Genomic DNA, 23,401 nt, shown 5'->3' on the forward strand with positions numbered 1-23,401 from the left:
CCCGGATTCGCTCCGGGCCGGCGAACTAGGGGCCCCGCATGACAGACGTGAAATCCGCTCTCGCCGACAAGGCGTACGCGGCCGGATGGCGGCTGGTACGGGAACTGCCCGAGCGCACCGCGCGCCGGCTGTTCGACTACGGCGGCGACCGGGCGGGACGGCGGGCCAACCGGGCCGCGCATCGGACCGGGCAACCGAATCAGTTGCGCCGCAACCTCTCTCGCGTTCTCGGTGTCGAACCGATGGACGTGCCCGACGATCTGGTGCGCGCGAGCATGCGCTCCTATGCCCGCTACTGGTGCGAGGCGTTCCGGCTGCCGACGATGGATCATGCCGCACTGGCGAAATCGCCGCTGATGCCGGTGGACGGGCTCGAACATCTCGATGCCGCCCTGGCGCAGGGGCGCGGGGTGGTGTTCGTGCTGCCGCACTCCGGCAACTGGGATATGGCGGGAGTGTGGCTGGTGCAGCACTACGGCCGCTTCGCCACGGTGGCCGAGCGGCTGAAACCGGAATCGCTGTTCGAACGGTTCGTCGCCTATCGGGAAAGCCTCGGCTTCGAGGTGTTCCCGCTCACCGGCGGTGAGCAGCCGCCGTTCAGGCAGCTGGCGGATCGCCTGCGGCAGAACAAGGTCGTATGCCTGCTGGGCGAGCGCGACCTGACCGGCAAGGGGGTGCCGGTGACGTTCTTCGGCGAACGCACCTGGATGCCCGCGGGCGCAGCGAAATTGGCGATCGAGACCGGCGCCGCGCTCCTGCCGGTGCACGCCTGGTTCACCGTCGACGAGCAGGGCCGGGAGGGCTGGGGCCTGAAGACCGAAGCACCGCTCGATGTTTCGGGTGGTGTCGCCGCGGCAACTCAGGCGTTGGCGGACCGGTTCGCGGCCAATATCGCCGAGCATCCCGCCGACTGGCACATGCTGCAACCGCTGTGGGAGGCCGACCTCTCCGATGCCCGCCGCGCCCGGATCGCCGGGGCTCCCGGCCACAAGCAGGCTGGGGATGTGGGAGACGAGGCGGCGTTATGAAGATCGGCATGGTCTGCCCGTACTCGTTCGATGTGCCGGGCGGGGTGCAGTCGCATGTCGTGGAGCTGGCACAGGTGCTGATCGAGCGCGGGCACAAGGTGAGTGTGCTGGCCCCGGCGGCCGACGACACGCCGCTGCCGGATTTCGTGGTGTCGGCGGGTAAGGCGGTACCGATTCCCTACAACGGCTCGGTGGCGCGGTTGTCGTTCGGGCCCACCGCCTACACCCGCATCCGCCGGTGGATCACCGACAACAACTTCGACGTGCTGCACATCCATGAACCGAATGCGCCGAGCCTGTCGATGCTGGCGTTGAAGATCGCCGAGGGCCCGATCGTGGCCACCTTCCACACCTCGACCACGAAATCGTTGGTGCTCAGCACCTTTCAGGGCGTGCTGCGGCCCTACCACGAGAAGATCGCGGGCCGGATCGCGGTCTCGGAACTGGCGCGGCGGTGGCAGGTGGAGGCGCTGGGCGGGGATGCCGTGGAGATCCCGAACGGTGTCGACGTCCCGGCGTTCGCACACGCCCCGCTGCTGGACGGCTATCCGCGCCCGGGCGGCACGGTGTTGTTCCTGGGCCGCTACGACGAACCCCGCAAGGGGATGGCGGTACTGCTGGCCGCGCTGCCGGAGGTCGTGCGCCGCCATCCCGATGTCGAGATTCTGATCGTCGGCCGCGGCGACGAGGAGCGGCTGCGCCGCGAGGCCGGGGAGTATGCGCGGCATCTGACACTGCTCGGGCAGGTGTCGGATGCGGAGAAGGCCTCGGCGATGCGCAGCGCCGATGTCTACTGCGCCCCCAATATCGGTGGCGAGAGCTTCGGCATCGTGCTGGTGGAGGCGATGGCCGCCGGAACCGCGGTGGTGGCCAGCGAATTGGACGCCTTCCGCCGCGTGCTGCGCGACGGATTCGCCGGAACTCTTGTGCCCGTGGGCGATTCGGCGCGGCTGGCGGGGGCGCTGAACGACCTGCTGGCCGATCCGGCGCGCCGCGAGGATTTGGTGCGCGCCGCCAATCAGGTCGTCGGTGAATACGATTGGCCGGTGGTGGCCGAACAGATCCTGCGTGTCTACGAGACGGTGACCGTCGGCGACAGCCGGGTGAGGGTCGCCGGATGATCACCTTCTCCGCGACCGCGATCCTGATCCTCGCGCTGATCGCGGCGCTGGTCATCGCGGCCGGTGTCTGGGCGTATTCGACCGCCAATCGGCTGGACCGCCTGCACGTGCGCGGCGATCAGGCCCAGCACGCCCTGGAGGCCGCGCTGGCGCGGCGGGCGGTGGTGGCGCGAGCGGTGGCGCTGGCGGTCGCCGGTCCCGGAGCCGATCCGGGGGCGGCCGATCAGGCCAAACGCCTGCACACCCTGGCGGATCGGGCCGAGCGGGCGAACTGGACCGACCGCGAGACCGCCGAGAATCAGCTGGCGGCGGCCCTGGCCGCGGTCGATATCGCGCTGCTGCCACCGCAGTTGGTGGCCGAACTCGCCGACGCCGAGGCGCGGGTGCTGATCGCCCGCCGCTTCCACAACGATGCCGTCCGCGACACCCTCGCCCTGCGCACCAGGAGACTCGTCAGGCTGCTGCACCTCGGTGGTACCGCGCCGCTGCCCACCTATTTCGAGATCGCCGAGCGCGTCACGCCGGCCGCGAGCACCGGACTCGAGGTCGATGACGTGCGCACCTCGGCGCGGGTCGCGCTGCTCGACGAGCAGGATCGAGTGCTGCTGATGCGCGGCCACGACCCGCAGACCCCGGATATGCCGTTCTGGTTCACCGTCGGCGGCGGTGTCGAACCGGGAGAATCCCTGCGCGCGGCCGCGGTTCGGGAGCTGTGGGAGGAGACGGGACTGGCGTTGGACTCCTCCGGGCTGCGCGGTCCCATTTGGCGGCGCGTGGCGGTCTTCCCCTTCAACGGTGAGCTGATCCGCTCGGAGGAATTGTTCTTCGTCGCCCGCACCAAGGAGTTCGAACCCAAGGCCGCGAATCCGACGGTGTGGGAACGCCGCTGCGTCTCCGCCTACAAATGGTGCACCCCCGGCGATATCGTCGAATTCGACCGCACCGGCGAAACGGTCTACCCCTACAACCTCGACCAGCTACTGCCGGAAGCGGCCGCCGCCGCCTCCGGCATCACCGACCCCGAGGTACGTTCCATCCGCTGATCGGGCGTACACACGCCAGGTTTGGGGGGCGGACGTGCCACGGCCGGAACGGATATCGTCGGCTCCGGTAACGAGGCGGGTTGTCGATTAGGACGAGAGGGCGATGGTGAGCGTTGAGCGGGTGCCGGGTGGGGCGGCCGATGACGAGAGACTGGTGGCGGGGCTGACCGCACTGGTCAATACGGTGTACGCCGAGGCCGAGGACGGGATTTGGCGGGAGGGGGCCCAGCGCACGACCGCCTCGGAGATCGCCGGGCTCATTGCCGACGGGGAGATCGCGGTGCGCCGCCTGGCCGACGGTTCGGTTGCCGGGGCCGTGCGGGTGCAGCGGCTCGGCGAGGGGCTGGGGGAGTTCGGCATGCTGGCGTGTGACCCGCGGCTGCGCGGCAGCGGGATCGGCCGCGAGCTGGTCGATTTCGCGGAATCGTGGTGTGCCGGGCAGGGTGCCTCGGCCATGCAGCTCGAACTGCTCGTTCCCCGCACCTGGGTTCATCCGATGAAGGACTTCCTGGACCGGTGGTACACGCGGCTGGGTTATCGCGTGGTCCGGCGCGGGTCGCTGGAGGAGAGCTATCCGCACCTGGTGGCGGATCTCGCGACGCCGTGCGACTTCCTCATCTACCGCAAACCGTTGTCCGCGGGCAGCTAGCTGTCGAACCACTCCAAGACCAGGCGGGCGACCTCGTCGGGACGCTCGAGGTGCATGAAATGCCCGGCCCCGCCGAGGATTTCGACGCGCGAGCCCGGGGCCAGCGCGTCGGAGACGTCGGCGAAGCCGGAGGGAGGGATGCAGCCGTCGTCGGCGCCCGCGAGGACCAGCAGCGGAACGGGCTCGGGGCCTTCGGTCCTCGCCGCCAGCGCGGCGAGCTGCGGATCGTGCAGGGAGGTGTCGATATTGGCGCGGTAGATGCGCAGGGCGTTGGCGATGACGGCGGGATCGCCGTAGAGCGCGTGGATGCGGTCGCGATGCTCACCCGGGTCCAGGCCGGGGGACCAGGTCGACCAGAGATGGTCGATGAGGTCGCGATCGGCCGTCAGGGTCGTCTCGGCGAGTCCGTGCACCTGGAACAGCCAGATGTAGAAGAACCGTTGCAGCTGAGCAGGATCGGCGAACAGGCGGCGGAGGGTTCCGGGCGGTGGCACCGCCATCGTCACCGCTCGGCGCACCCGCTCCGGCCAGGCGGCGGCCGCCCGGCCGACCATGCCCGCGCCGATATCGTGGCCGATCATGTCGATGCCATCGGGATCCAAGGCCTCGGCGACCGCGGCGGCGTCGGCGGCCAGGGTGAGGCCGTCGGCGTAGGTCAAGGCGTCCGCCGTCGCCGGATGGTGGCCGCGCAGGAAAGGCGCCACCACCCGGCGGCCCGCCGCGACGAGCCGCTCGGCGAGCGGGCCGAAGGTCGCGGGATGATCGGGAAATCCGTGCCAGCACACCACGATCGGACCGTCTCCGGCGGCCAGGGCGGGGAAGTTCAGCCGGTCGGTCTCGACGACGATCTCTTCGAACTGCACCCCCTCACCGTATCGGCGGACCATCCGGTGTGCGCGGTGTTGCTACCGATCGGCGGTATCGGTCTCCGGACCGGACGCGACGATCGAGGACACCGGAGTGCCGATTTCGATGGTGCGGCTGACCGTGCACAGCCGGTCGTGCGAGGACTTGACCGCGCGGGGCAGGATCTTGCGGGCGTCGTCGCCGCCCTTGCCGTCGGGGAAGGTGACGCGGAACCGAACCTCGAGGTCGGTCATGTGGGCGCCGAGCTCATCGCTGATCTTGTTGCCCGACACCGCAACCGTGAACTCGCTCGGTTCGGCGTGGCGGCTGGTCGCGATGTCCACATCGATCGCGGTGCAGCCGCCCAGCGCGGCGAGCAGCAGCTCGACCGGCGTGAAGTCGGCGTCGTCGCCGGAGCCGAAGACGATGTCGCCGCCTCGGGGATTGGTCGCCCGGTATCGTCCGGCGGCGGTCCGTTCGATCCGAACCGACCGCAAGCTGTCGTCAGTCATGGCTACGACACTAGGCCCGATGAAGATGTGAGCTGTCTCATGATCCGTTATGGTCGGAACCGGTTTGCCGCGCACTCGGTGTGGTGAAACCGATGCGTTGGAGGTGAGGCACAACATGCCGATGTCGTATCTGCTGCACGATTTCCTACTGCCCTATCTGGGGGAGGAGGCCGCGACGTACTGGGCGCAGCTGCTGGTCGTCTACCCGCTGTAGCGGTGGGGTAACCGGGCGTCGGGGCGGTTCCCGGCGCAGGCAGTCCAGTGGTCTCCGACTGGCTATGAAGTGGCCTGGTCCGGACGCCTAGAATCGTGATGTTCGATTCCGAATGATCCGATTCAGCCGAAGACCAGGAGTTTGCCCGTGACTACGCCCGAAACCGCCCCGACGACCGGCACCGCCCGCGTGAAGCGCGGCATGGCCGAGATGCTCAAGGGTGGGGTGATCATGGACGTCGTCACCCCGGATCAGGCCAAGATCGCCGAGGACGCCGGTGCGGTCGCGGTCATGGCGCTGGAGCGGGTGCCCGCCGACATCCGCGCCCAGGGCGGGGTGGCGCGCATGAGCGATCCCGATCTGATCGACGGCATCATCAACGCCGTCTCCATCCCGGTTATGGCCAAGGCGCGGATCGGCCACTTCGTGGAGGCGCAGATCCTGCAGAGCCTCGGCGTCGACTACATCGACGAGTCCGAGGTGCTGACTCCCGCGGACTACGAGCACCACATCGACAAGTGGCAGTTCACCGTCCCGTTCGTGTGCGGCGCCACCAATCTGGGCGAGGCGCTGCGCCGCATCACCGAGGGCGCGGCCATGATCCGCTCCAAGGGTGAGGCCGGCACCGGCGACGTCTCCAACGCCACCACCCACATGCGCAAGATCCGCCAGGAGATCCGCCGCCTGCAGTCGCTGCCCGAGGACGAGCTGTATGTCGCGGCCAAGGAGCTGCAGGCCCCTTACGAGCTGGTGCGCGAGATTGCCGAAACCGGCAAGCTGCCGGTCGTGCTGTTCACCGCCGGTGGCATCGCCACCCCGGCCGACGCGGCGATGATGATGCAGCTGGGTGCCGAGGGCGTATTCGTCGGCTCGGGCATCTTCAAGTCCGGCAACCCGGCCGAGCGCGCCGCCGCCATCGTCAAGGCCACCACCTTCTACGACGACCCGGACGTGCTGGCCAAGGTCTCCCGCGGACTGGGCGAGGCCATGGTCGGCATCAACGTCGAGGAGATCCCGGAGCCCCACCGCCTCGCCGAGCGCGGCTGGTAGTTCCCACCCACAGCGCGCCCTCGAGCCTCCCGGCACGAGGGCGCGCTCGTCTTTCATGTGAGCGAGCAATGTCGCTGTCTCTACGCCTGAGTGTGCCTGCGAGACTGCTCGCTCACCGAATCTCGCTTCGGGGGGCGGGGTTACGCTGAGCGGCGCGGGCGGGCGTTGGTTCGTTCGATTACTCAGTGTGGGAAGGGGAGTCGCGGGATGTTGTTGCCGTCGACCGAGCGGGCGTTGTTGCGGCGGGTTGCCGTTGAGCAGGCGGAGTATCGGGTGCCCTCGCTGATTGCTGCCGTGGTGCGGGACGGGGAGCTGGTGTGGTCGGGGGCCCGGGGGCGGGTCGAGGGGAGTCGGCCGACCACCGACACGCAGTACCGTATCGGGTCGATCACCAAGTCGATGGTGGGCACCGTGGTGATGCGGCTGCGTGACGAGGGCAAGCTCGATCTGGCGGATCCACTGGCAAAGTACGTGCCCGGCGCGCCGCTGGGGGACCGGACGGTGGCGCAGCTGCTGTCGCACACGTCCGGCCTGCGCGCGGAATCTCCCGGCGACTGGTGGGAGCGCACCGAGGGTGGGGACTGGGCCGAGCTCGCCGACAGTCTGGACGGTGACGCGGGCAGCAAGGCGCTGCTGCATCGGGCGGGTCGGCGGTTCCACTACTCCAATGTCGGCTTCGCCGCGCTCGGCGAGTTGGTCGCGCGGTTGCGCGGGCACAGCTGGTTCGAGGCGGTGCGCGCCGAGGTGCTCGTCCCGCTGGGCATGGGCCGCACCACTGTGTTGCCCGCTGCCCCGCATGCCACCGGTTGGGCGGTGCATCCCTGGGCGGATGTGGTGCTGGCCGAGCCGTCGCACGACAACGGGGCGATGGGGGCGGCCGGTCAGTTGTGGTCCACGGCGCGGGACCTGGCCCGCTGGACGGCGTTCATCGGCGGTGACACCGGGGACGTGCTGAAGGCCGACACGCTGGCGGAGATGCGCGAACCGGCCGCGGTCGAGGACGGCGACGAGTGGGACTCCGGGTATGGGCTGGGCCTGCAGTTGCAGCGGCGCAAGGGCCGTCGGCTGGCCGGACACACCGGGGCCATGCCCGGCTTCATCGCCACCGTCTGGGCCGATCCCAAAGACCGCACCGGCGTGCTGTTCCTGTCGAACACCACCTACGGCGGCATCCGCGGCGGTCTGGCCGGCGCCATGCTGGACATCCTGGCCGAGCACGAGCCGAACTTGCCCGAGGAATGGCTGCCCGCGCCCACCGTGGACCCGAAGCTGTTGGCGCTCACCGGAACCTGGTACTGGGGCACCGCCTCGATCGCGCTGCACCTGCGGGCCGATGGCCTGCTCGAGCTGAAAGCCCTCGCGCACGGCGGGCGGCAGTCCCGGTTCCGCCCCGAGGCCGACGGCTCCTGGACCGGACTGGACGGCTACTACGCCGGCGAGCGCATGCAGGTCGTGCGCGACTCCGACGGCACGCCACAGCGGCTGGAACTCGTGAGCTACGTGTTCACCCGCGCCCCCTACGAACCGGCCGAGCCCATCCCCGGTGGTGTCGACCCGGCGGGCTGGCAGGGCCGGGGTACAAGCGCTCAGTAGAGCTCACGACAGGTAGTCGCGCCAAAAAACATGACACGCTAACTCCTTTCGGGCGCCGCTGACTACGCCATTCTCCGACAGCGCTGGTTCTCGGTTCGTCGTTGTCGAAATGAGTTGGGGTGGGGGTATTTTGGTGTGCTGTTTGCGGATGTTGTTGTGATGTCAGTGTTACTCTTTGCGCGAGTGGGGTGGAAGTTCTTACACAGTCTTTTCGGGGTGTGCGGCTGTGGATTCCGTGAAGGCTTATTCCATATTGGCGCACAAGTGGATAGCGAGGGTAACGATGAGCGGGTCGACACTTGCCAGTAGGGCGCTCGGGCGGCAGTTGGTGAAGTTTCGGGAGCGGGCGGGGCTTTCGGAGTATGCCGTTGCCAAGGCTGCCGAGACCTCCCCGCAGACCTATGGGCGGCTCGAGGATGGGCTGAAGCACAACGTGACCAACATGATGATCAATGCCATCTGCGACAAGTTGAGGGTCAGTGACAGCGAACGACGGTTGCTGCTGGGGCTCGCAGAGGAGGTCAGAAAGGAGCGAAAGTCTGAGGGAAAATGGTGGCGCCCATATATCGATGAGACGCAGACATCCCTCGATCACTACCTAAACTTGGAGCAGCACGCTCGACGTCTGACCACCCTGCAAATCGCCATTGTCCCCGGAATGCTCCAGACCTCAGAGTATCGGCGCCAACTCGCGTGGGCCCGAAATCCCCAGTGGACTCCTGAGGAAGTGGAAAGGCGCGTCGAGTTGGCGGCATTCAGGCAGGAACGGCTCGCTGACCCGCGATTCAAGTTCGATGCATTCCTCTCCGAGATGATCCTTCGGCAGCAAACTGGCGGTCCTGGAGTAATGGAAGATCAGTTGCGCCATCTCCTCGAGGTCGGTGAGCTTCGGAACGTATCGATCCGCATCGTCCCGTTCAGTGCGACGAATCCCATTGCGTTGCTTGCTAATTCGTTCGTATACCTGGAGTTCGGGCCACTTCCTTCCTCCAAGCTGATCGAGCCCCCGGTCGCCTTCGTAGAGGGGCATACCGGTTGCCTGTACCTGGAGAAGGAAAACGAACTCGCGATGTATCAGGATGCGATCGTGCGTATCCGGCGTGTAGCGTTGGAACCAAGCGCAAGCAGGAATCTTATCCTGGCGGTGGCAAGGGAGTATTCCGAGTGATCAGCGACCTATCGACGGCTGCATGGTTTAAGTCCAGCCGTAGCCAGCCCAATGGCGAATGTGTAGAGGTTGCATACCTCGACGCGGGCAGGGTTGGCGTTCGAGACTCCAAGAACCCGACCGGCCCCGCGCTCGTCTTCTCCGCAGGAGAGTGGGACGCCTTCACGTCGGGCATCAAGGGTGGGAAGTTCGACCGAGCCTAGGGTTCAGGTGGCGCGAGCGAAAATCGTGTGACTCCAGCTCGTGCCCTGGCTAACATCGCGATACGCGGTGATGACGAGCGTGACGAACTCCGAGCCGCGGCGGCCGGTCACCGCTGGAAAATCGACCACTAGAGGCGGCAGAGATCTGCCGTGAAGGTGCGGTGGCACCGCGACCACCCATCGCCCGCACCTCCCGGGGCTGGAGACCAGGAGGTGATGACGGTGGAACGCACATTGTGTTCGGAGCTACCCGCGACGACGGGGCCGGTAACCGTGGCGGGATGGATACATCGGCGTCGCACCCTCGCGAGCGTCGTATTCGTGGTGGTGCGTGACAGGTCCGGGTTCGCACAAGTCGTCGTGGACGATTCCGCTGTGCGCGAGCAGGTTTCGGCGCTGCCGGAGGAGACGACGGTGCGCGTGCGGGGGACGGCGGTGGCGAACACGAAGGCGCCCGGCGGGGTCGAGATCGTCGATCCCGTCATTCAGCCGCTCGGCGCGCCGTCGCAGCCGCAACCGGTGGATCTGTGGCGTCCGACGCTCCATGCCACCCTGCCGACTCTGCTCGACCATGCCGCGCTGACGTGGCGGCATCCGTCCCGGCGAGCGGTGTGGCAGATCGCCGCCGCGACCCTGGCGGGCTTCCGGAGTCATCTGGACGGCCTGGGGTTCACCGAGGTGACCACGCCGAAGATCGTCGGGCAGACCACCGAATCCGGCGCGAATGTGTTCTCGCTCAACTACTTCGGTACCGACGCCTATCTCGCCCAGTCGCCGCAGCTGTACAAGCAGATGCTCACCGGAGTGTTCGAGCGGGTATACGAGGTGGGGCCGGTGTTTCGCGCGGAACCGCACGACACCACTCGGCATCTGGCCGAATATGTCTCTCTCGATGTCGAATTCGGGTTCATCGATGACCATCGAGACGTTCTCGCCATGCTCCGCGGCGTTCTCGCGGCGATGGTCGACGCTGTGCGGGAAAAGGCCTCGGCCGCAGTGGAATTACTGAGCGCCTCGCTGCCCGCGGTGCCCGAGAGCATCCCGGTTCTGCACTTCCGGGAGGCGCTGAGGCTCGTCGGTGCGCCGGAAGACGAACCCGACCTGGCGCCCGAGCACGAAAGGGTTCTGGGAGCCTGGGCGAAGTCGCGGTTCGGCTCGGATTTCCTTGCCGTAGAGGGCTATCCGGCGGTCAAGCGTCCGTTCTACACCCATCCGCAGCCCGGTGACGCGCGCTGGACCAACTCCTTCGACCTGCTGTTCCGCGGGGTCGAATTGGTCACCGGCGGCCAGCGACTGCACAACCACGCCGACTACCTGGCGGCCCTGTCGAGGCGCGGCGAAGACCCGGCGGACTACGCGCCCTACCTCGAGGCCATGAGCCACGGCATGCCGCCGCACGGCGGCTTCGCCATCGGATTGGAACGGTTCGTCGCCCGGCTGCTCGGGCTCGACAACGTCCGCTACGCCACGCTGTTCCCGCGCGACATCCACCGGCTGAGCCCGTAACCCTCGCCTGCTCGGCGGCATGGTGTGCGGAAAACCATGTCGCCGATCAGTGGTGATCTTGTTACCCTCGGATCGTGCATTTGTACTTCCTCTGATACCTCCGGGCCCGCTTCGCCTCGGCGAATGCGGACGGCCCCGCACCGATGCCCTGTCGCGCCGTGAGCGCGCCATTCATCGACTAGGGCACACCCTTTCCCGCTGCCGCGGATGCCGTGTGCCCGGAGGAAGACATGACCATCTGGACTCATCCTGCCCGTGAGCGGGCGCAATTGACCTGTTCGAACGTGCGCGTCGAGCGCGGTGAGCGCACCGTGCTGGACGGGGTCGACATGACGGTGTCGCCGCGCTCGCGGTGGGGGATCGTCGGCGAGAACGGGCGCGGAAAATCCACGCTGCTGCACGTCCTGGCCGGAATTCTCACGCCCGACGCGGGCACCGTGCAGCGCGTCGGCACGCTCGCGCTGGCCACCCAGGAGATGCCCGATCACGACGAGCGCACCATCGGCGATGTCGTCGACGAACAGCTGGCGGCCGCTCGGGCGGCCATGGCACGTCTGGACGCGGCGACCGTCGCGCTCACCGAGGAGCGGCCCGGCGCGGACCGGGAGTACAGCGACGCACTCGATCTCGCGCAACTGCTCGATGCGTGGGACGCCGACCGGCGCGTGGACGTGGCGCTGGAAGGACTCGGGGCGATTACCGACCGGGAACGCCCGCTGGCCACCCTGTCGGTGGGGCAGCGCTATCGCGTGCGCCTGGCCGTTCTCCTCGCCGCCGGAGACGACTTCCTGCTGCTGGACGAGCCGACCAACCATCTCGATCGGGCCGCTCTGGAGTTCCTCACCGCTCGGCTGCGCGCCTTCCCGGGTGGTGTGGTCGTGGTGAGTCACGACCGCGCCCTGCTGTCCGACGTCGCGGAGACGATCCTCGATCTGGATCCGACGCGGAACGGCAAGCCCGGTGTGTACGGGGGCGGCTATGCGGCCTATCGCGAGGGCCGCGAGGCCGAGTTGCTGCGGTGGGAGGCGGAATACAAGCAGCAGCAGGCCGAGCACGCGCGCTTGGCGCAGGATCTGTCGGCGGCGCAGAACCGCCTCGTCACGGGCTGGCGTCCGGACAAGGGCACGGGCAAGCATGCGCGCGCCAGCCGGGCCGGGGCGCTGGCGCGTGCGGTACACCGCCGTCAGGACGAACTCGAGCGCCACCGCATCACCGCGCCGAGACCACCGCAACGATTCACCATGCCCGAGTTGCCATCTCGGCCCGGCGTCACGCTGGTGCGGGCCGAGAGCGTGACGGTGACGGGACGGCTGGCCCGGCCGGTCGAGGTGTCGCTGGACTCCGGCGACCGTCTGGTGATCAGCGGCCCCAACGGCGCGGGCAAGTCGACGCTGTTGGCGTTGCTGGCCGGAACCCTCACGCCCACAACCGGAGTGATGCACCGGGCCCGCAAGGCACGAGTGCAACTGCTGCACCAGGAATCGTCGCGTCCGCTGCACCGCCGGGCTCGCGAGGTGTACTCGGCGCATATCGCGCAGCTGGTGTCGGCGGGGCTGCTCGCCGAGAGTGAGGTCGTCGGTCTGTCCTCGCTGGGCTTACTGTCCTCGCGCGAGGCGAACAAACCGATCGGCGAACTGTCCATGGGGCAGCAGCGCCGCCTCGACCTCGCCTGCGCCCTGGCCAGTCGTCCCCACGCCCTGCTGCTGGACGAGCCCACCAACCACCTGTCCATCGCCCTGGTCGACGAACTCACCGAGGCTCTCGAGGCAACTCCGGCCGCCATAGTCGTGGCCACCCACGACCGCCAACTGCAACGAGATGTCCAGAGCTGGCCTCGCCTCGACCTACCGAGCGGTGTGCCGACCTCGGTGCGGTCGTGATCCGAGCTGGGCCGGAGGCAAAGGCCAACGACTGAGGACGATTTCGCGCTGTGCCGTAACGATCATCGATGGCAATCTCGATCTGTCGGATAAGGGTTGGGACCACAGACAGGGGGATCGCCGTGGATGTGCTGTTGCGATTGAATCAAGACCGGACGGAGGAAGTCCTCGCACTGTACGAGTGGTTGCGTCGGGAGCCCGAATTCCGCGGTCGAGTGCGGTTGCTGGGCGGCGGACCGGAACCCGGTGAGATGGGGGCGGTCACCGATATCCTTCTCGTCGCCCTCGGCGGTGGTGGCGCGCTCACGATGCTGGCTTCGTCGCTGAAGGTGTTCTTCGCGCAGCCGCGGCGGTCCGATCTGGAGATCACGATCGAAACTCCTGAGGGCCGCCGGATTTCGGTTACTGCCGAACGGGTCGCCGATCCCGAGGCCCTGGTCCGGCAGGTGCTGGAACACGGCGACGCGGAATGACCGGTGTGCCGGATGCGATGAGTTCGCGAGTCGTGCTCATCGGCTGCAGTCGGTACGACGAGCTTCCCGACTTGCCCACCGTCCGCAACAACATCGGCGGGCTCGCCGCCATTTTCCGGGATCCGGGAGTATGGGGAATCCCGCGGGAGAACTGTAGGGTCGTTCCGAATCCGACCACTGCGTGCGATCTGATCGACCCGATCACCGTCGCCGCTGAGCAGGCCGCCGACACGCTGCTGGTGTACTACGCAGGTCACGGTCTGGTCGATCGCACGGGGGAGTTGCATCTCACCCTGCGGGATTCGGTCCCGGGCCGATCGCACACCCAGGTTCCGTTCCAGTGGGTGCGAGATCCTATCAGCGACAGCGGTGCGCGCCGCCGGATCATCATCCTCGACTGCTGCTACAGCGGGCTGGTGGCAAACGGGACGACGCTGGGCACGATCGACCACTACGCCGAACAGGCGGCCGTGGAAGGGTCGTTCGTGCTCACCGCCACCTCGGCCAATCGCTTGGCCCTGGCACCCGCGGATCGCAGGTATACGGCCTTCACAGGTGAATTCATCGAGGTCCTCGGTGAAGGCCTCGGCGGTGCTGCCGAGCTGATCAGTCTCACCGAGGTCTATCGCAACGTCCGGGCGCGGCTGGTGTCACAGTCCATGCCACTGCCGCAGACCCGCGATCAAAACGATATCGGTAGCCGAACCTTGTTCCGGAACAAGGCCTTTCGGCCCGAGAACGCTCACCGGCCGATCAGTGCCGAGCGGCGGGACGCGGAAAGCCTTGCCGCCCTGCGATACGTCCGCACCGCGGTGCTGCGCGCATCCGCCGGTTTCCTGCGCCGGGAGGAACTGCCCACCCACGACCGGCTGTATGTGCCGCGCCTGGTCGACCGGCACATAGCGACGGCGATTCAGGCACTCAGCCCCGGCAACCTGCGCCGTACCCAGCGCACCGACAAGGCCAATCCCAGTCAGTTGGTCGACCGGCAGTCGCCGCCTCAATTCATCGTGTTCTCCGACGGCCCCGGCTCGGGGAAGACGATGCTGGCCGTGCAGCTGTCGCGCGGGGCCGGCGGCGCCCTGCTCCGCCAGGCCGAGGGGCCGGTTGCCGCCCATCTCCGTTCCGTACTGGGCGATTTCGGCACCGATTTCGGACTGGCGGCGCTGACGGCCGCTCGGGTTCCGATCGTCTATGTGCTGGACGGGCTGGATCGTGCCGATCATCGCACGGAACAGAAGAACATCATCGATCTGTTCCGGTTCATCGACCGAGAACTCAATCCGCTGGCCCGCGCCAACGGCCTGCTGGCCTTCCCGCTGACCGTGATGTTCACCGTCCGTGACGACCGGTGGGATCGGTGGTTCACCGTGTTCGAGGGACGCCGGTTGGTCCAGCTCCGGTGCCGGGCGTCCCGGTTCACCTCCGAGGAGTTCGGCCACGCCCTGCAGCGGTACGAATCGGTCTACGACTATCACCTGGCCGGGCGCCTGCCCGCCTATGTCGCGGCCTCCCTCGCCGTACCCATCAACCTGCGGATCCTGTCCGAATCTCATCAATACGGCGGGCATGTCGACCTGCGAACGCTGCCTGGGGAACCGATGCTGGCCACCTACCTGCGCCGGAAGGGCGAACTGGCCGCGCAGTTCCTCGGCAGTAGCGCTGCCCTCGATCTGGTTGGCGCACTCGCCCCGCTCGCCACGGTGATGGTGGAACGAAAGGCCGCCATGCCACCGCGCGAGGTCCTGTCGGTATTGACGCAGACCCTCGCACTGACACCGGACGAGGCCGACACGGTGCTGGATCTGTTGATCGGCGAGCGGATTCTGTGGCGGGACGCACGCGGAATCGGGTTCGTCCATCCCGGGCTGGAGGAATATCTGATCGCGGCCGAGGCGGTGCGGCGGATGACCGAATCGGGCCGGGCCGACCTGCTGGAACGGCTGACAGCCCTCGCGGCGGAGTCCAGGGCCGTCTCGACCACGGCCGTTCGTGCCAGCGTGAAAGAGGTGGCCTCGGGAAACTCGGATGCCGAGCGGATGGTGGATGAGCACTACCGCACCTCTGCCGTCTACGCCGGCTCCCGAATGGCCGCCCTGCGCAGCGACATCGCAGCCGGTGGGGTCACCTCGGCGGATGATCTCGAGTCGATCTACGGCAGTCTGGAATCGCTGTCCGCCGAGGACGTGTGGAATGCGTTCTTCGTCGTCGCCGCGCGCAACAATCGGCAGTCCGCGCAGCAGATCATGCGGGTGTTCACGGTGGCCTGGGATGCCAACGACGGACGGGCCGACCGATGGAAGCTGCTGTCCAAACTGCACCGATGCGGCCTGCTGTACCGGGACGACGTCATCCGCCGGGTGCTGCACAGTCCGGTTCCGAGGGAATGGGAAACCCTGCTCGGCTGGGCCGTTCACGAACCGGAACGGTCGGGGATTCTCGATCGGATAGTGGCCGTAGCGGGTGGATCGCCGACAGAGCTCCTTCCGAGCGGGGCCGAGTGGGATCAGGTGCGCGGACTGCTGACCGTGCTCGGTTCGGGCACGGTGTATGTGGACGGGCAGCTGTTCAGGGAGCCGACGGCGACGTTCGCATAGCCGGGCGGTCCGGATGATCCCACGACACCAGGATGTCGGCTTCCGCTGCGCGTCCGCGCTGGTGGTTCAGGACGGCGTCGACCGTGAAGGCGTCGTCCGGAGCGGTCGCTCGTCGGAGGGCGGCCGCCGACAACCGCAGCTCCACGGTGAGGTCGAAGTCGAGGCCGCGGCCGAGCAGCATCGGGCCCGCGACGATCAGAACGGTGTTCGCCGCCGCGGAAATCATTGCGGCGCGGGCGGATCGGTCGGTGTGTTCGTCCCAAAGGGCGGGCAGCCAGCGGCCGTGGGTGCGGAGGGACTGCAGTACTTCGCGATTCACCGCCGCGTAGTCGAACCAGGCTGCGCGGTAGGACATTTCGTCGCGGCCGAATTCCAGGCGCAGGGAGGCGGGGCGGACGTAATCGTGCAGCGAGATCACCTCGCCGGGGCGGCCGCGGGTGTGGATGCGGTCGGCGACCTCGCGGGCGAAACCGACCGGATCGGCCGCGTCGGCGCCGTCGATCGCGACCACCGCCCGGCCGGGCAGGTCGCAGGCCCGGGCGGCGACCGTGTCGATCAGCGAGTCGGTGGTGATCGGGGTGAAGACGGGCACCCGACCATCATGCCGACTGGGCGGGCATGGGTGCAGCGCCCGATTTGCGATCCTTTAGCCTGAGCTGGTTGGTTCGCGGAAGGACGGTTCATGGCGACGATCGAAGAGGCTCTGGAGATCGAGCGGCTGGAGCGGGACATCTTCCGTGGCGCGTCCACCAAGACCCAGCTGCCGCGCACGTTCGGGGGGCAGGTTGCCGGGCAGGCGCTGGTATCGGCGGTGCGGACCGTCGAACCGCGGTTTCAGGTGCATTCGCTGCACGGGTATTTCCTGCGACCCGGCAATCCGTCGCAGCCGACCGTCTATCTGGTCGAGCGCATTCGCGACGGGCGCTCGTTCTGCACCCGGCGCGTGACCGGTGTGCAGGACGGCGAGGCGATCTTCACCATGTCGGCGTCGTTCCACGTCGGCGACGAGGGGCCCACGCATCAGGACGAGATGCCCGAGGTACCGCCCCCGCACGATCTCCCCGACGCCAAGACCACCCTGACCCCGGAACGGCTGTGGGCCATGCGGGAATGGGAGCACTGGGACATCCGTACCATTCCGCAGGAGCAGGTGTACCGCCGCGACGGCCTGGCCTCACAGCAGCAGGTGTGGTTCCGCTACCGCCACCCGCTGCCCGACGACCCGCTGTTCCACGTGTGCACCCTGGCGTACATGAGCGATATGACGCTGCTGGGCTCGTCCAAGGTCACCCACCCCGACGAGCCCACCCAGAACGCCTCGCTGGATCACGCCATGTGGTTCCTGCGCCCGTTCCGCGCCGACGAGTGGCTGCTCTACGACCAGAACTCCCCGTCGGCCGGCTTCGGCCGTGCCCTCACCGGCGGCCGTATCTTCAATGAGCATGGGCAGCTTGTCGCCGCCGTCGTTCAGGAGGGACTCATCCGCACCCCGCGCGAGCGCTGATCCGGCGCCACCCGCTCGCACTTCCGGCCAGGGCTATGCCGCCTGGACGCGCAGGTGGCAGACCACGGTTTCCGGAAGGCGGCGCAGCTGGCGTTCCAGTTCGTCGCTGCGGTGGCTGGGGAGCAGGCGGTCCCAGCCGCTGGGCGGGTCGACCTCGGCGATCAACACCACCTTGCGGCGGCCGTGGAAGTTGTCGCGGACGTAGCGGGCGACCGGCCCGCCGACCGTGCAGTCACCGGCGTCGATCATCTGCAGCGGTACTTCCGGATGCCAGGCCTCCCAGGCCTTGGTGAAGACCGTGGTGTTCTCGCCGGGCAGGCAGACATGCACCGCGACCACGTCGTGGCTCAGCGACAGCGCCGCCGACAGGGCCTCGCGGCTGAGTTCGGACACCTCCGACACCGGCACCACGACCACCGTGCCGGTCGGCTGCGGCGGGGCGGGCACGCAGCCGGTGCCGCGGCGCCCGTCGATCTTGCGATAGGCCGAGCGGATTCGTTCCATGCCCACCACCAGCAGCGGCAGCACCAGCACGATCAGCCACGCGCCCTCGGTGAACTTCATCGCGGTGGTGACGATCGCGGCGACGAATGTCAGCAGCGCCCCGAAACCGTTGAGCGCCAACCGCCATCCGCCGTGACCGACCCGCAGCCAATGCCGCACCATACCCACCTGGGCGATGGTGAAGCCGACGAAGACGCCGATCGCGAACAGCGGCACCAGCGCATTCATCTTGCCGTCGGAGGCGATCAACAGCACCGCGGCGCAGATCCCCAGCGCGAGCACGCCGTAGCGGTACACCTGGCGCGGGGTGGCGACGGCGAACCGGTGCGGCAGGCAGTTGTCGTCGGCGAGGATCTTGGCCAGCGTCGGCAGCCCGCCGTAGGAGGTGTTGGCCGCCAAGGCCAGCAGCACCACGGTCGCGAACTGGACGACGTAATACAGCACACCGTGCCCGAGCGCCGCCTCGGTCACCTGCGACAGCACCGTCGTGCCGTCCTCGGGATGGATCGAGAACTTGCCGATCAGCGTCGCCAACCCGAGCAGCATGACACCGAGCAGCACACCCAGCGCCACCTCGGCTCGCTGCGCCCGGCGCACCTTGGGCCGCTCGAAGCTGGGCACCGCGTTGGCGATCGCCTCCACCCCGGTCAGCGCCGCGCATCCGCTGGAGAATGCCTTGAGCAGCAGCAGAATTCCGATTGTGCGGGTCTCGGTGACCACGGCCGCACCGGTTTCCACGCTCGCCGGCTCCGAACGCAGCAGACCGGCCACGATCACGGTGAGGATGCCGACGACGAACACCACCGTCGGGGCCATGAATGCGCGGGCGCTCTCCCTGATCCCGGCCAGGTTCAGCGCGGTGATCCCGACCAGCACCGCCAGGCATATCCACGCCGTATACGGCAGCAGCCCGGGAAATGCCGAGGTCAATGCCGCCACCCCGGCGGCGATGGAGACCGCCACATTGAGCACGTAGTCGACGATGAGCGAGGCCGCGGCGACCAGGCTGGTGCGGTGGCCCAGATATTTCTTGGCGACCGCATAGGCGCCGCCGCCGTCGGGGAACACGGCGATCACCTGTCGATAGGAGGCGATCAGCACGGCCAGCAGCACCACGATGGCCAGCGTCACCGGCAGCGTCAGACCCAGGCCCGCGCTGCCCGCGGCGGCCAGGACCAGCACGATCGCTTCGGGGCCGTAGGAGACGGACGCCATCGCATCCAGGGACAGACCGGCCAGACCGGTCGAGACGGTGAGGCCGCGCCGCGGTAACGGAGGCTCACCCTGTCCGCCCTCGGCGGACTCGGTATGCGGCAGAACTTCGGTCACTCGGGCGAGTGTTCCCCTGCCCTGAACGGCCGAACAGTCTCCTTGCGGAACTTTGACGGGTGGGTGAGCGAGACCACACCCTTCCGGTTGCGAGCAGGGCTCACGAGCAGGGCAGTGTCCCACCTTTCGTATGCTCGATTCGTGAAACCGACCATTGGTGTGCTGGCGCTGCAGGGCGATGTGCGCGAGCATTTCCACGCACTGGCGGCGTGCGGCGCCGAGCCGGTGAGCGTGCGCAGGGAATCCGAGCTGGCCGCCGTCGACGGGCTGGTGCTGCCCGGGGGCGAGTCGACCGCGATCAGCAAGCTGCTCGAGGTCTTCGGACTGCTCGAGCCGCTGCGGCAGCGGCTGCGGGAGGGGCTGCCCGCCTTCGGTTCCTGCGCGGGCATGATTCTGCTGGCGCGTGAGGTGCTCGACACCCGCCCGGATGCGCAGTCGCTGTCCGGGATCGATATGACGGTGCGGCGCAATGCCTTCGGCCGCCAGGTCGACTCGTTCGAAACCGATCTGGAATTCGGCGGCCTCGACGACGGGCCGGTGCGTGCGGTGTTCATCCGGGCGCCGTGGGTCGAGCGTGTCGGCGACGAGGTCGAGGTGCTGGCGCGGGTACCGTCGGGTCCGGCGGAAGGGCGGATCGTGGCGGTGCGTCAGGGCAATGTGCTGGCCACCTCGTTTCATCCCGAGGTGACCGGCGACCTGCGCGTGCATCGGATGTTCGTGGATTCCGTCCCACAGCGCGCGGGGAGTGCGGCCCCGTAGCCGCCGACCGAAGAGAGACAGCAGGCCGGGCAGTAGACTGGAGCAGTTGTCTGCCTGGACCTCGAGCAACCGACTGAAGGAAGTAGGGAATGAGCGGCCACTCCAAATGGGCCACCACCAAGCACAAGAAAGCCGCCCTCGACGCCAAACGCGGCAAGCTGTTCGCGAAGCTGATCAAGAACATCGAGGTGGCGGCCCGTACCGGTGGCGGTGACCCGGATGGCAACCCCACGCTGTACGACGCGATTCAGAAGGCTCGCAAGAACTCCGTCCCGCTGGACAACATCGAGCGCGCGCGCAAGCGCGGTGCCGGTGAGGAGGCGGGCGGCGCCGAGTGGCAGACCATCATGTACGAGGGTTATGGCCCGAACGGCGTGGCGGTGCTGGTCGAATGCCTCACCGACAACCGCAACCGCGCCGCGGGCGAGGTCCGGGTCGCGATGACCCGCAACGGCGGCAATATGGCCGACCCGGGTTCGGTGGCCTACCTGTTCAGCCGCAAGGGCGTCGTGACGCTGGAGAAGAACGGCCTGTCCGAGGACGATGTGCTGACCGCGGTGCTCGACGCCGGTGCCGAGGAGGTCAACGACCTCGGCGACTCGTTCGAGATCATCAGCGAGCCCGGCGATCTGGTGGCCGTGCGTTCCGCGCTGCAGCAGGCCGGTATCGACTACGAGTCGGCCGAATCGGGCTTCCAGCCCTCGACGACCGTGCCGGTCGACGCCGACGGCGCCCGCAAGGTGTTCAAGCTGGTCGACGCGCTGGAGGACAGCGACGACGTGCAGAACGTCTACACCAACGTCGACGTCTCCGACGACATCCTCGCCGAGCTCGACGCATAGGGCTTCACCTGCTCGAAGGCCGCCTTTTCCCGATGGGGGAGGCGGCCTTCGGTGTCGCTACGGATTCTCACCCGCGCGGCGGGCCGGTCGCGGTCCGGCCACCAGAACCGCCGCGAAGCACAGCGTGGCGAGACCGGAGAAGATGATCGCCGGTTCGGGGAAGTAGAGACAGGCGATCCACAGGATTCCCGCTGCGGCGGCGGTGCAGGTCCCGCCGAACAGCGACCAGCGGGTGATCAACTGGGGCGCGCCGCGGGCCGCGACGATGGCCAGGATCCCGAAAACCACTCCCAGCAGGCCCATTCCGACGCTGTAGCCGGTATTCAGATCGAGCACGGTCACCTGCCTGCCGCCCTCGAACATCGGCGACGGCGTGGCCGCGGAGATCTTCTCGACGATCTGTTCGCCCGCCGAACCCTCCTCGGCGAAGGCGTGCACCGCCAGCAGATGCGCCAATCCGAGGACGCTGATCAGCGCGGCGCCGGTGAGGTGGACCACCAGGGGCCAGCGGGGAGTGACGGTGGTCGACGCGGATGTCATCGCAGCCTCCCGGAGAACGAATGGAGCTGTGACGCCCCGGCTCAGAACAAAAATAGCGGAGCTAGGGCGTGCGTGGGAGGTCCGGTTATCGCTGCTATCCCGGGGCGTCGAGGGTTTCGAGTTGGGAGCGGAGGGCGGCGACTTCGGTGGAAAGTTCGTCGCGCAGCTGTTCGCGTTCCAGCAGGCTGGCGCGCAGGGCGTCGATGGTTTCGTTCATGGCGGTCAGCTTGCGGTCGGCGCCCTGCAGATGCCATTCGAGCACCGCGCGGCGGTCCACGTCCGCGCTGGCCTTCTGGACCCAGTTCACGACGTAGTCGAGCCACTCGGGTTGTTTGGGCATTTCCTCGGATTCGTCCCAGCCGCGCCGCATGGCGGGTTTGGACGACAGCACCCGTTCCGCGTCGGGGCCCGAGGTGGGCGCGTGCATCTGCACGAGCTTCAGCTTTCCGGCGCTGGTCACGATGGCTGTGAGGCGATAGCGCCCCGCGAGGTGCATCCGTAGTTCCGCCGTGCCTTGCCCGTCGGCATCCATATCGCCCAGCCAGGGCCCCTCGGCGGCGGTGATGATCGACTCGAGCATCCCGAGCTGCCCGACGCCGCGCCGCAACCGCGTGGCACGCTTGCGCAGGTCATCCGGTGTGGCGGTCATCTGATCCCAGTGCATGCCCCCGCAGAGTACCCGCAGCCGCACCCTTTCCCGCGCTTCGCACCCCCTGTGGCGCTCTGCAGAGGGTGCGGATGCAGCGAAGGGGTGCGGCTGATCGAGCGCTGTGCGCGGTTCATCGGCTCCGTGGTGCGGGCGCTCGCTTGCGGCGGCGGGTGTTGCGGCGGAACAGCCACGTGGACAGGCCGGTGATGGCGAGGGCCAGGGGCGCCAGGCCGAAGATCAACCACACCAGCCGCCACCACGGGTTGACCAGCCACCCGAAGTGCGCGGGCTCGAAGACCTTGGCGTAGAAGGTGTTCGCCAGTGGTCGGCGGTGACTCGTGTCGGATCTGATGTCGGAGCTGTCCGAGGCGTTGATGTACACGAGGACGTCGCCGCTGTAGAAGGCGCGGTGTTCATAGGGGGAGTAGGCACCGGCGACGGCGGCGCGGTAGTACGGCGTGGATTCGCTGGGCAGCATGAGGTAGGCGAGCCGCCCGGGCGCCTCGCGCAAGGCGACGGTGGTGGCTTCGCTGATGGACACCGGCCGGGGAAGGCTGGCGGGGCGGGGCACGTAGACGTCGTCGGTCTGCTCGTTCGCCTCACCGCCCATGGCGCGCAGCACCACTCGCTCCGCGGCGGGCCATTCGATCGTCACGCCGGTGATGCCCCACATCAGCAGGAAAGGTACGGCGAGAATGCCGATGACGTTGTGCAGATCGCGATCCCGTGCGAACCGCCCCTTCCGCCACCGGACCCGCAACCCGTGGCTCAGGCGTTTCAGCGACGGCCACCAGATGATCGTGCCGGACACGGTCAGCATCACCAGCAGCAGGCCGAGAACGACGAGAATGGTTGCCGCCCAGGTGATATCGATCAGCGGCGCCTGCTCGTTCAGCATCGGCAGCGCGCCCGAGTAACGCAGGCAGCCGAAGGCGCAGTCGTGCAGATTGACCAGCCAGCCCAGGACGCCGCCGGTGAGATCCACCTCTTCGTTGAGCCGTCCCGTGCCCGGATCGACGGCATAGGCGGCGGTGTAATCGCGGTTGCCCACCACGAATACGCCACCGTCCGTGCCGACCCACCCGGCGTCGAAGCCCGGATCCTCCGAGCGCACCAGCGCAACCGCCCCCTCGAGGTCGATCACCGGCGGCCCCTCGGTGTGCCGATAGAACGACGCGTGCTGGGTCCGGAACAGTTCGGCGTGATAGAGCAGGATCGCGCCGGAGGTCGTCTGAATCACCAGCACGATCCCGAGAATCAGCGCCGACCAGCGGTGTATCGCAATGAGCGTGCGGCGCACCGGTTTCCGTGGGCGCCTGCGCGGCCGGATAGTTCGAACCCTCTTCTCGTCCACCACCTCGACCGCTGTCATGAGTTTAGGCTAACCTAAT

Annotated in this window: 22 protein-coding genes; 15 read left to right on the forward strand and 7 right to left on the reverse strand. The window is 67.9% G+C overall.

The genetic code is table 11. The features are described from left to right. Positions 1 to 38 precede the first annotated feature (38 nt). From IU452_RS26310 to IU452_RS26325, 4 genes are all read left to right on the forward strand, one after another. Positions 39 to 1,028, forward strand: a complete 990-nt coding sequence (locus tag IU452_RS26310; RefSeq protein WP_195111858.1) for a phosphatidylinositol mannoside acyltransferase — start codon at positions 39 to 41, stop codon at positions 1,026 to 1,028. Beyond that, positions 1,025 to 2,149 carry a glycosyltransferase family 4 protein gene (locus tag IU452_RS26315; protein ID WP_195111859.1) on the forward strand — a complete coding sequence of 375 codons (1,125 nt, stop codon included), beginning with the start codon at positions 1,025 to 1,027 and terminating at the stop codon, positions 2,147 to 2,149. Before IU452_RS26310 ends, IU452_RS26315 begins: the two co-directional genes overlap by 4 nt. After that, on the forward strand, positions 2,149 to 3,192 hold the full coding sequence (locus IU452_RS26320) for an NUDIX hydrolase (protein WP_195112030.1): 1,044 nt from the start codon (positions 2,149 to 2,151) through the stop codon (positions 3,190 to 3,192). The genes IU452_RS26315 and IU452_RS26320 overlap by 1 nt, the downstream gene beginning before the upstream one ends. Before the next feature lie 103 nt (positions 3,193 to 3,295). Then, positions 3,296 to 3,841: a GNAT family N-acetyltransferase gene (locus tag IU452_RS26325; protein WP_195111860.1), complete on the forward strand. Its 546-nt coding sequence runs from the start codon at positions 3,296 to 3,298 to the stop codon at positions 3,839 to 3,841. Here the strand turns inward: IU452_RS26325 and IU452_RS26330 are convergent. Both IU452_RS26330 and IU452_RS26335 read right to left on the reverse strand, forming a co-directional pair. Continuing rightward, positions 3,838 to 4,704: an alpha/beta fold hydrolase gene (locus IU452_RS26330; protein ID WP_195111861.1), complete on the reverse strand. Its 867-nt coding sequence runs from the start codon at positions 4,702 to 4,704 to the stop codon at positions 3,838 to 3,840. The genes IU452_RS26325 and IU452_RS26330 overlap by 4 nt on opposite strands. Positions 4,705 to 4,746: 42 nt before the next feature. After that, the gene (locus tag IU452_RS26335) at positions 4,747 to 5,199 is read right to left on the reverse strand and encodes an OsmC family protein (RefSeq protein ID WP_195111862.1); all 453 of its coding nucleotides are present in this window, start codon (positions 5,197 to 5,199) and stop codon (positions 4,747 to 4,749) included. Between the two features lie 361 nt (positions 5,200 to 5,560). Here IU452_RS26335 and pdxS point away from each other — a divergent pair, with 361 nt between their 5' ends. The 8 genes from pdxS to IU452_RS26375 all read left to right on the forward strand — a co-directional run bounded on the left by pdxS (position 5,561) and on the right by IU452_RS26375 (position 15,883). Then, positions 5,561 to 6,463, forward strand: a complete 903-nt coding sequence (gene pdxS / locus IU452_RS26340) for a pyridoxal 5'-phosphate synthase lyase subunit PdxS (RefSeq protein ID WP_195111863.1) — start codon at positions 5,561 to 5,563, stop codon at positions 6,461 to 6,463. A gap of 207 nt (positions 6,464 to 6,670) precedes the next feature. After that, complete coding sequence (locus IU452_RS26345; protein ID WP_195111864.1) at positions 6,671 to 8,056, forward strand: serine hydrolase domain-containing protein; 1,386 nt, start codon at positions 6,671 to 6,673, stop codon at positions 8,054 to 8,056. A 226-nt stretch (positions 8,057 to 8,282) separates the two neighbouring features. After that, positions 8,283 to 9,224 (forward strand): helix-turn-helix domain-containing protein, encoded by a 942-nt coding sequence (locus tag IU452_RS26350; RefSeq protein ID WP_195111865.1) that lies wholly within the window; start codon positions 8,283 to 8,285, stop codon positions 9,222 to 9,224. Further along, entirely contained in the window at positions 9,221 to 9,427 is a 207-nt protein-coding gene (locus tag IU452_RS26355; protein ID WP_195111866.1) for a DUF397 domain-containing protein, read from the forward strand. Before IU452_RS26350 ends, IU452_RS26355 begins: the two co-directional genes overlap by 4 nt. Before the next feature lie 216 nt (positions 9,428 to 9,643). Beyond that, entirely contained in the window at positions 9,644 to 10,933 is a 1,290-nt protein-coding gene (gene aspS / locus IU452_RS26360; protein WP_195111867.1) for an aspartate--tRNA(Asn) ligase, read from the forward strand. A 230-nt stretch (positions 10,934 to 11,163) separates the two neighbouring features. Next, the gene (locus tag IU452_RS26365) at positions 11,164 to 12,813 is read left to right on the forward strand and encodes an ABC-F family ATP-binding cassette domain-containing protein (protein WP_195111868.1); all 1,650 of its coding nucleotides are present in this window, start codon (positions 11,164 to 11,166) and stop codon (positions 12,811 to 12,813) included. Between the two features lie 134 nt (positions 12,814 to 12,947). Further along, entirely contained in the window at positions 12,948 to 13,286 is a 339-nt protein-coding gene (locus tag IU452_RS26370; RefSeq protein ID WP_195111869.1) for an effector-associated constant component EACC1, read from the forward strand. A 17-nt stretch (positions 13,287 to 13,303) separates the two neighbouring features. Further along, entirely contained in the window at positions 13,304 to 15,883 is a 2,580-nt protein-coding gene (locus IU452_RS26375) for a caspase, EACC1-associated type (protein WP_195111870.1), read from the forward strand. Here the strand turns inward: IU452_RS26375 and IU452_RS26380 are convergent. Continuing rightward, entirely contained in the window at positions 15,855 to 16,475 is a 621-nt protein-coding gene (locus IU452_RS26380) for a hypothetical protein (protein ID WP_195111871.1), read from the reverse strand. The two genes, IU452_RS26375 and IU452_RS26380, sit on opposite strands and share 29 nt — an antisense overlap. Positions 16,476 to 16,565: 90 nt before the next feature. Between IU452_RS26380 and IU452_RS26385 the strand changes: the two genes are divergently transcribed. Beyond that, a complete protein-coding gene (locus IU452_RS26385; protein WP_195111872.1) occupies positions 16,566 to 17,387 on the forward strand; it encodes an acyl-CoA thioesterase in 822 nt (273 codons plus the stop codon). 33 nt (positions 17,388 to 17,420) lie between these two features. Here IU452_RS26385 and IU452_RS26390 read toward each other — a convergent pair whose 3' ends face one another. Next, entirely contained in the window at positions 17,421 to 19,106 is a 1,686-nt protein-coding gene (locus IU452_RS26390) for an APC family permease (protein ID WP_195112031.1), read from the reverse strand. Positions 19,107 to 19,361: 255 nt separating this feature from the next. Between IU452_RS26390 and pdxT the strand changes: the two genes are divergently transcribed. Both pdxT and IU452_RS26400 read left to right on the forward strand, forming a co-directional pair. Beyond that, complete coding sequence (pdxT, locus tag IU452_RS26395; protein WP_324192830.1) at positions 19,362 to 19,979, forward strand: pyridoxal 5'-phosphate synthase glutaminase subunit PdxT; 618 nt, start codon at positions 19,362 to 19,364, stop codon at positions 19,977 to 19,979. 89 nt (positions 19,980 to 20,068) lie between these two features. Continuing rightward, positions 20,069 to 20,821 (forward strand): YebC/PmpR family DNA-binding transcriptional regulator, encoded by a 753-nt coding sequence (locus IU452_RS26400; protein ID WP_195111874.1) that lies wholly within the window; start codon positions 20,069 to 20,071, stop codon positions 20,819 to 20,821. Between the two features lie 57 nt (positions 20,822 to 20,878). On the opposite strand, the gene IU452_RS26405 is transcribed toward IU452_RS26400, so the two are convergent. The 3 genes from IU452_RS26405 to IU452_RS26415 form a co-directional block, all read right to left on the reverse strand. Then, positions 20,879 to 21,361: an LIC_13387 family protein gene (locus IU452_RS26405; protein WP_195111875.1), complete on the reverse strand. Its 483-nt coding sequence runs from the start codon at positions 21,359 to 21,361 to the stop codon at positions 20,879 to 20,881. A 94-nt stretch (positions 21,362 to 21,455) separates the two neighbouring features. Further along, positions 21,456 to 22,025, reverse strand: a complete 570-nt coding sequence (locus tag IU452_RS26410) for a hypothetical protein (RefSeq protein WP_195111876.1) — start codon at positions 22,023 to 22,025, stop codon at positions 21,456 to 21,458. Positions 22,026 to 22,140: 115 nt separating this feature from the next. Beyond that, the gene (locus tag IU452_RS26415) at positions 22,141 to 23,382 is read right to left on the reverse strand and encodes a PepSY-associated TM helix domain-containing protein (RefSeq protein WP_195111877.1); all 1,242 of its coding nucleotides are present in this window, start codon (positions 23,380 to 23,382) and stop codon (positions 22,141 to 22,143) included. Positions 23,383 to 23,401 lie beyond the last annotated feature (19 nt).

The organism is Nocardia transvalensis (assembly GCF_015477765.1).
GTDB lineage: Bacteria > Actinomycetota > Actinomycetes > Mycobacteriales > Mycobacteriaceae > Nocardia > Nocardia transvalensis_A.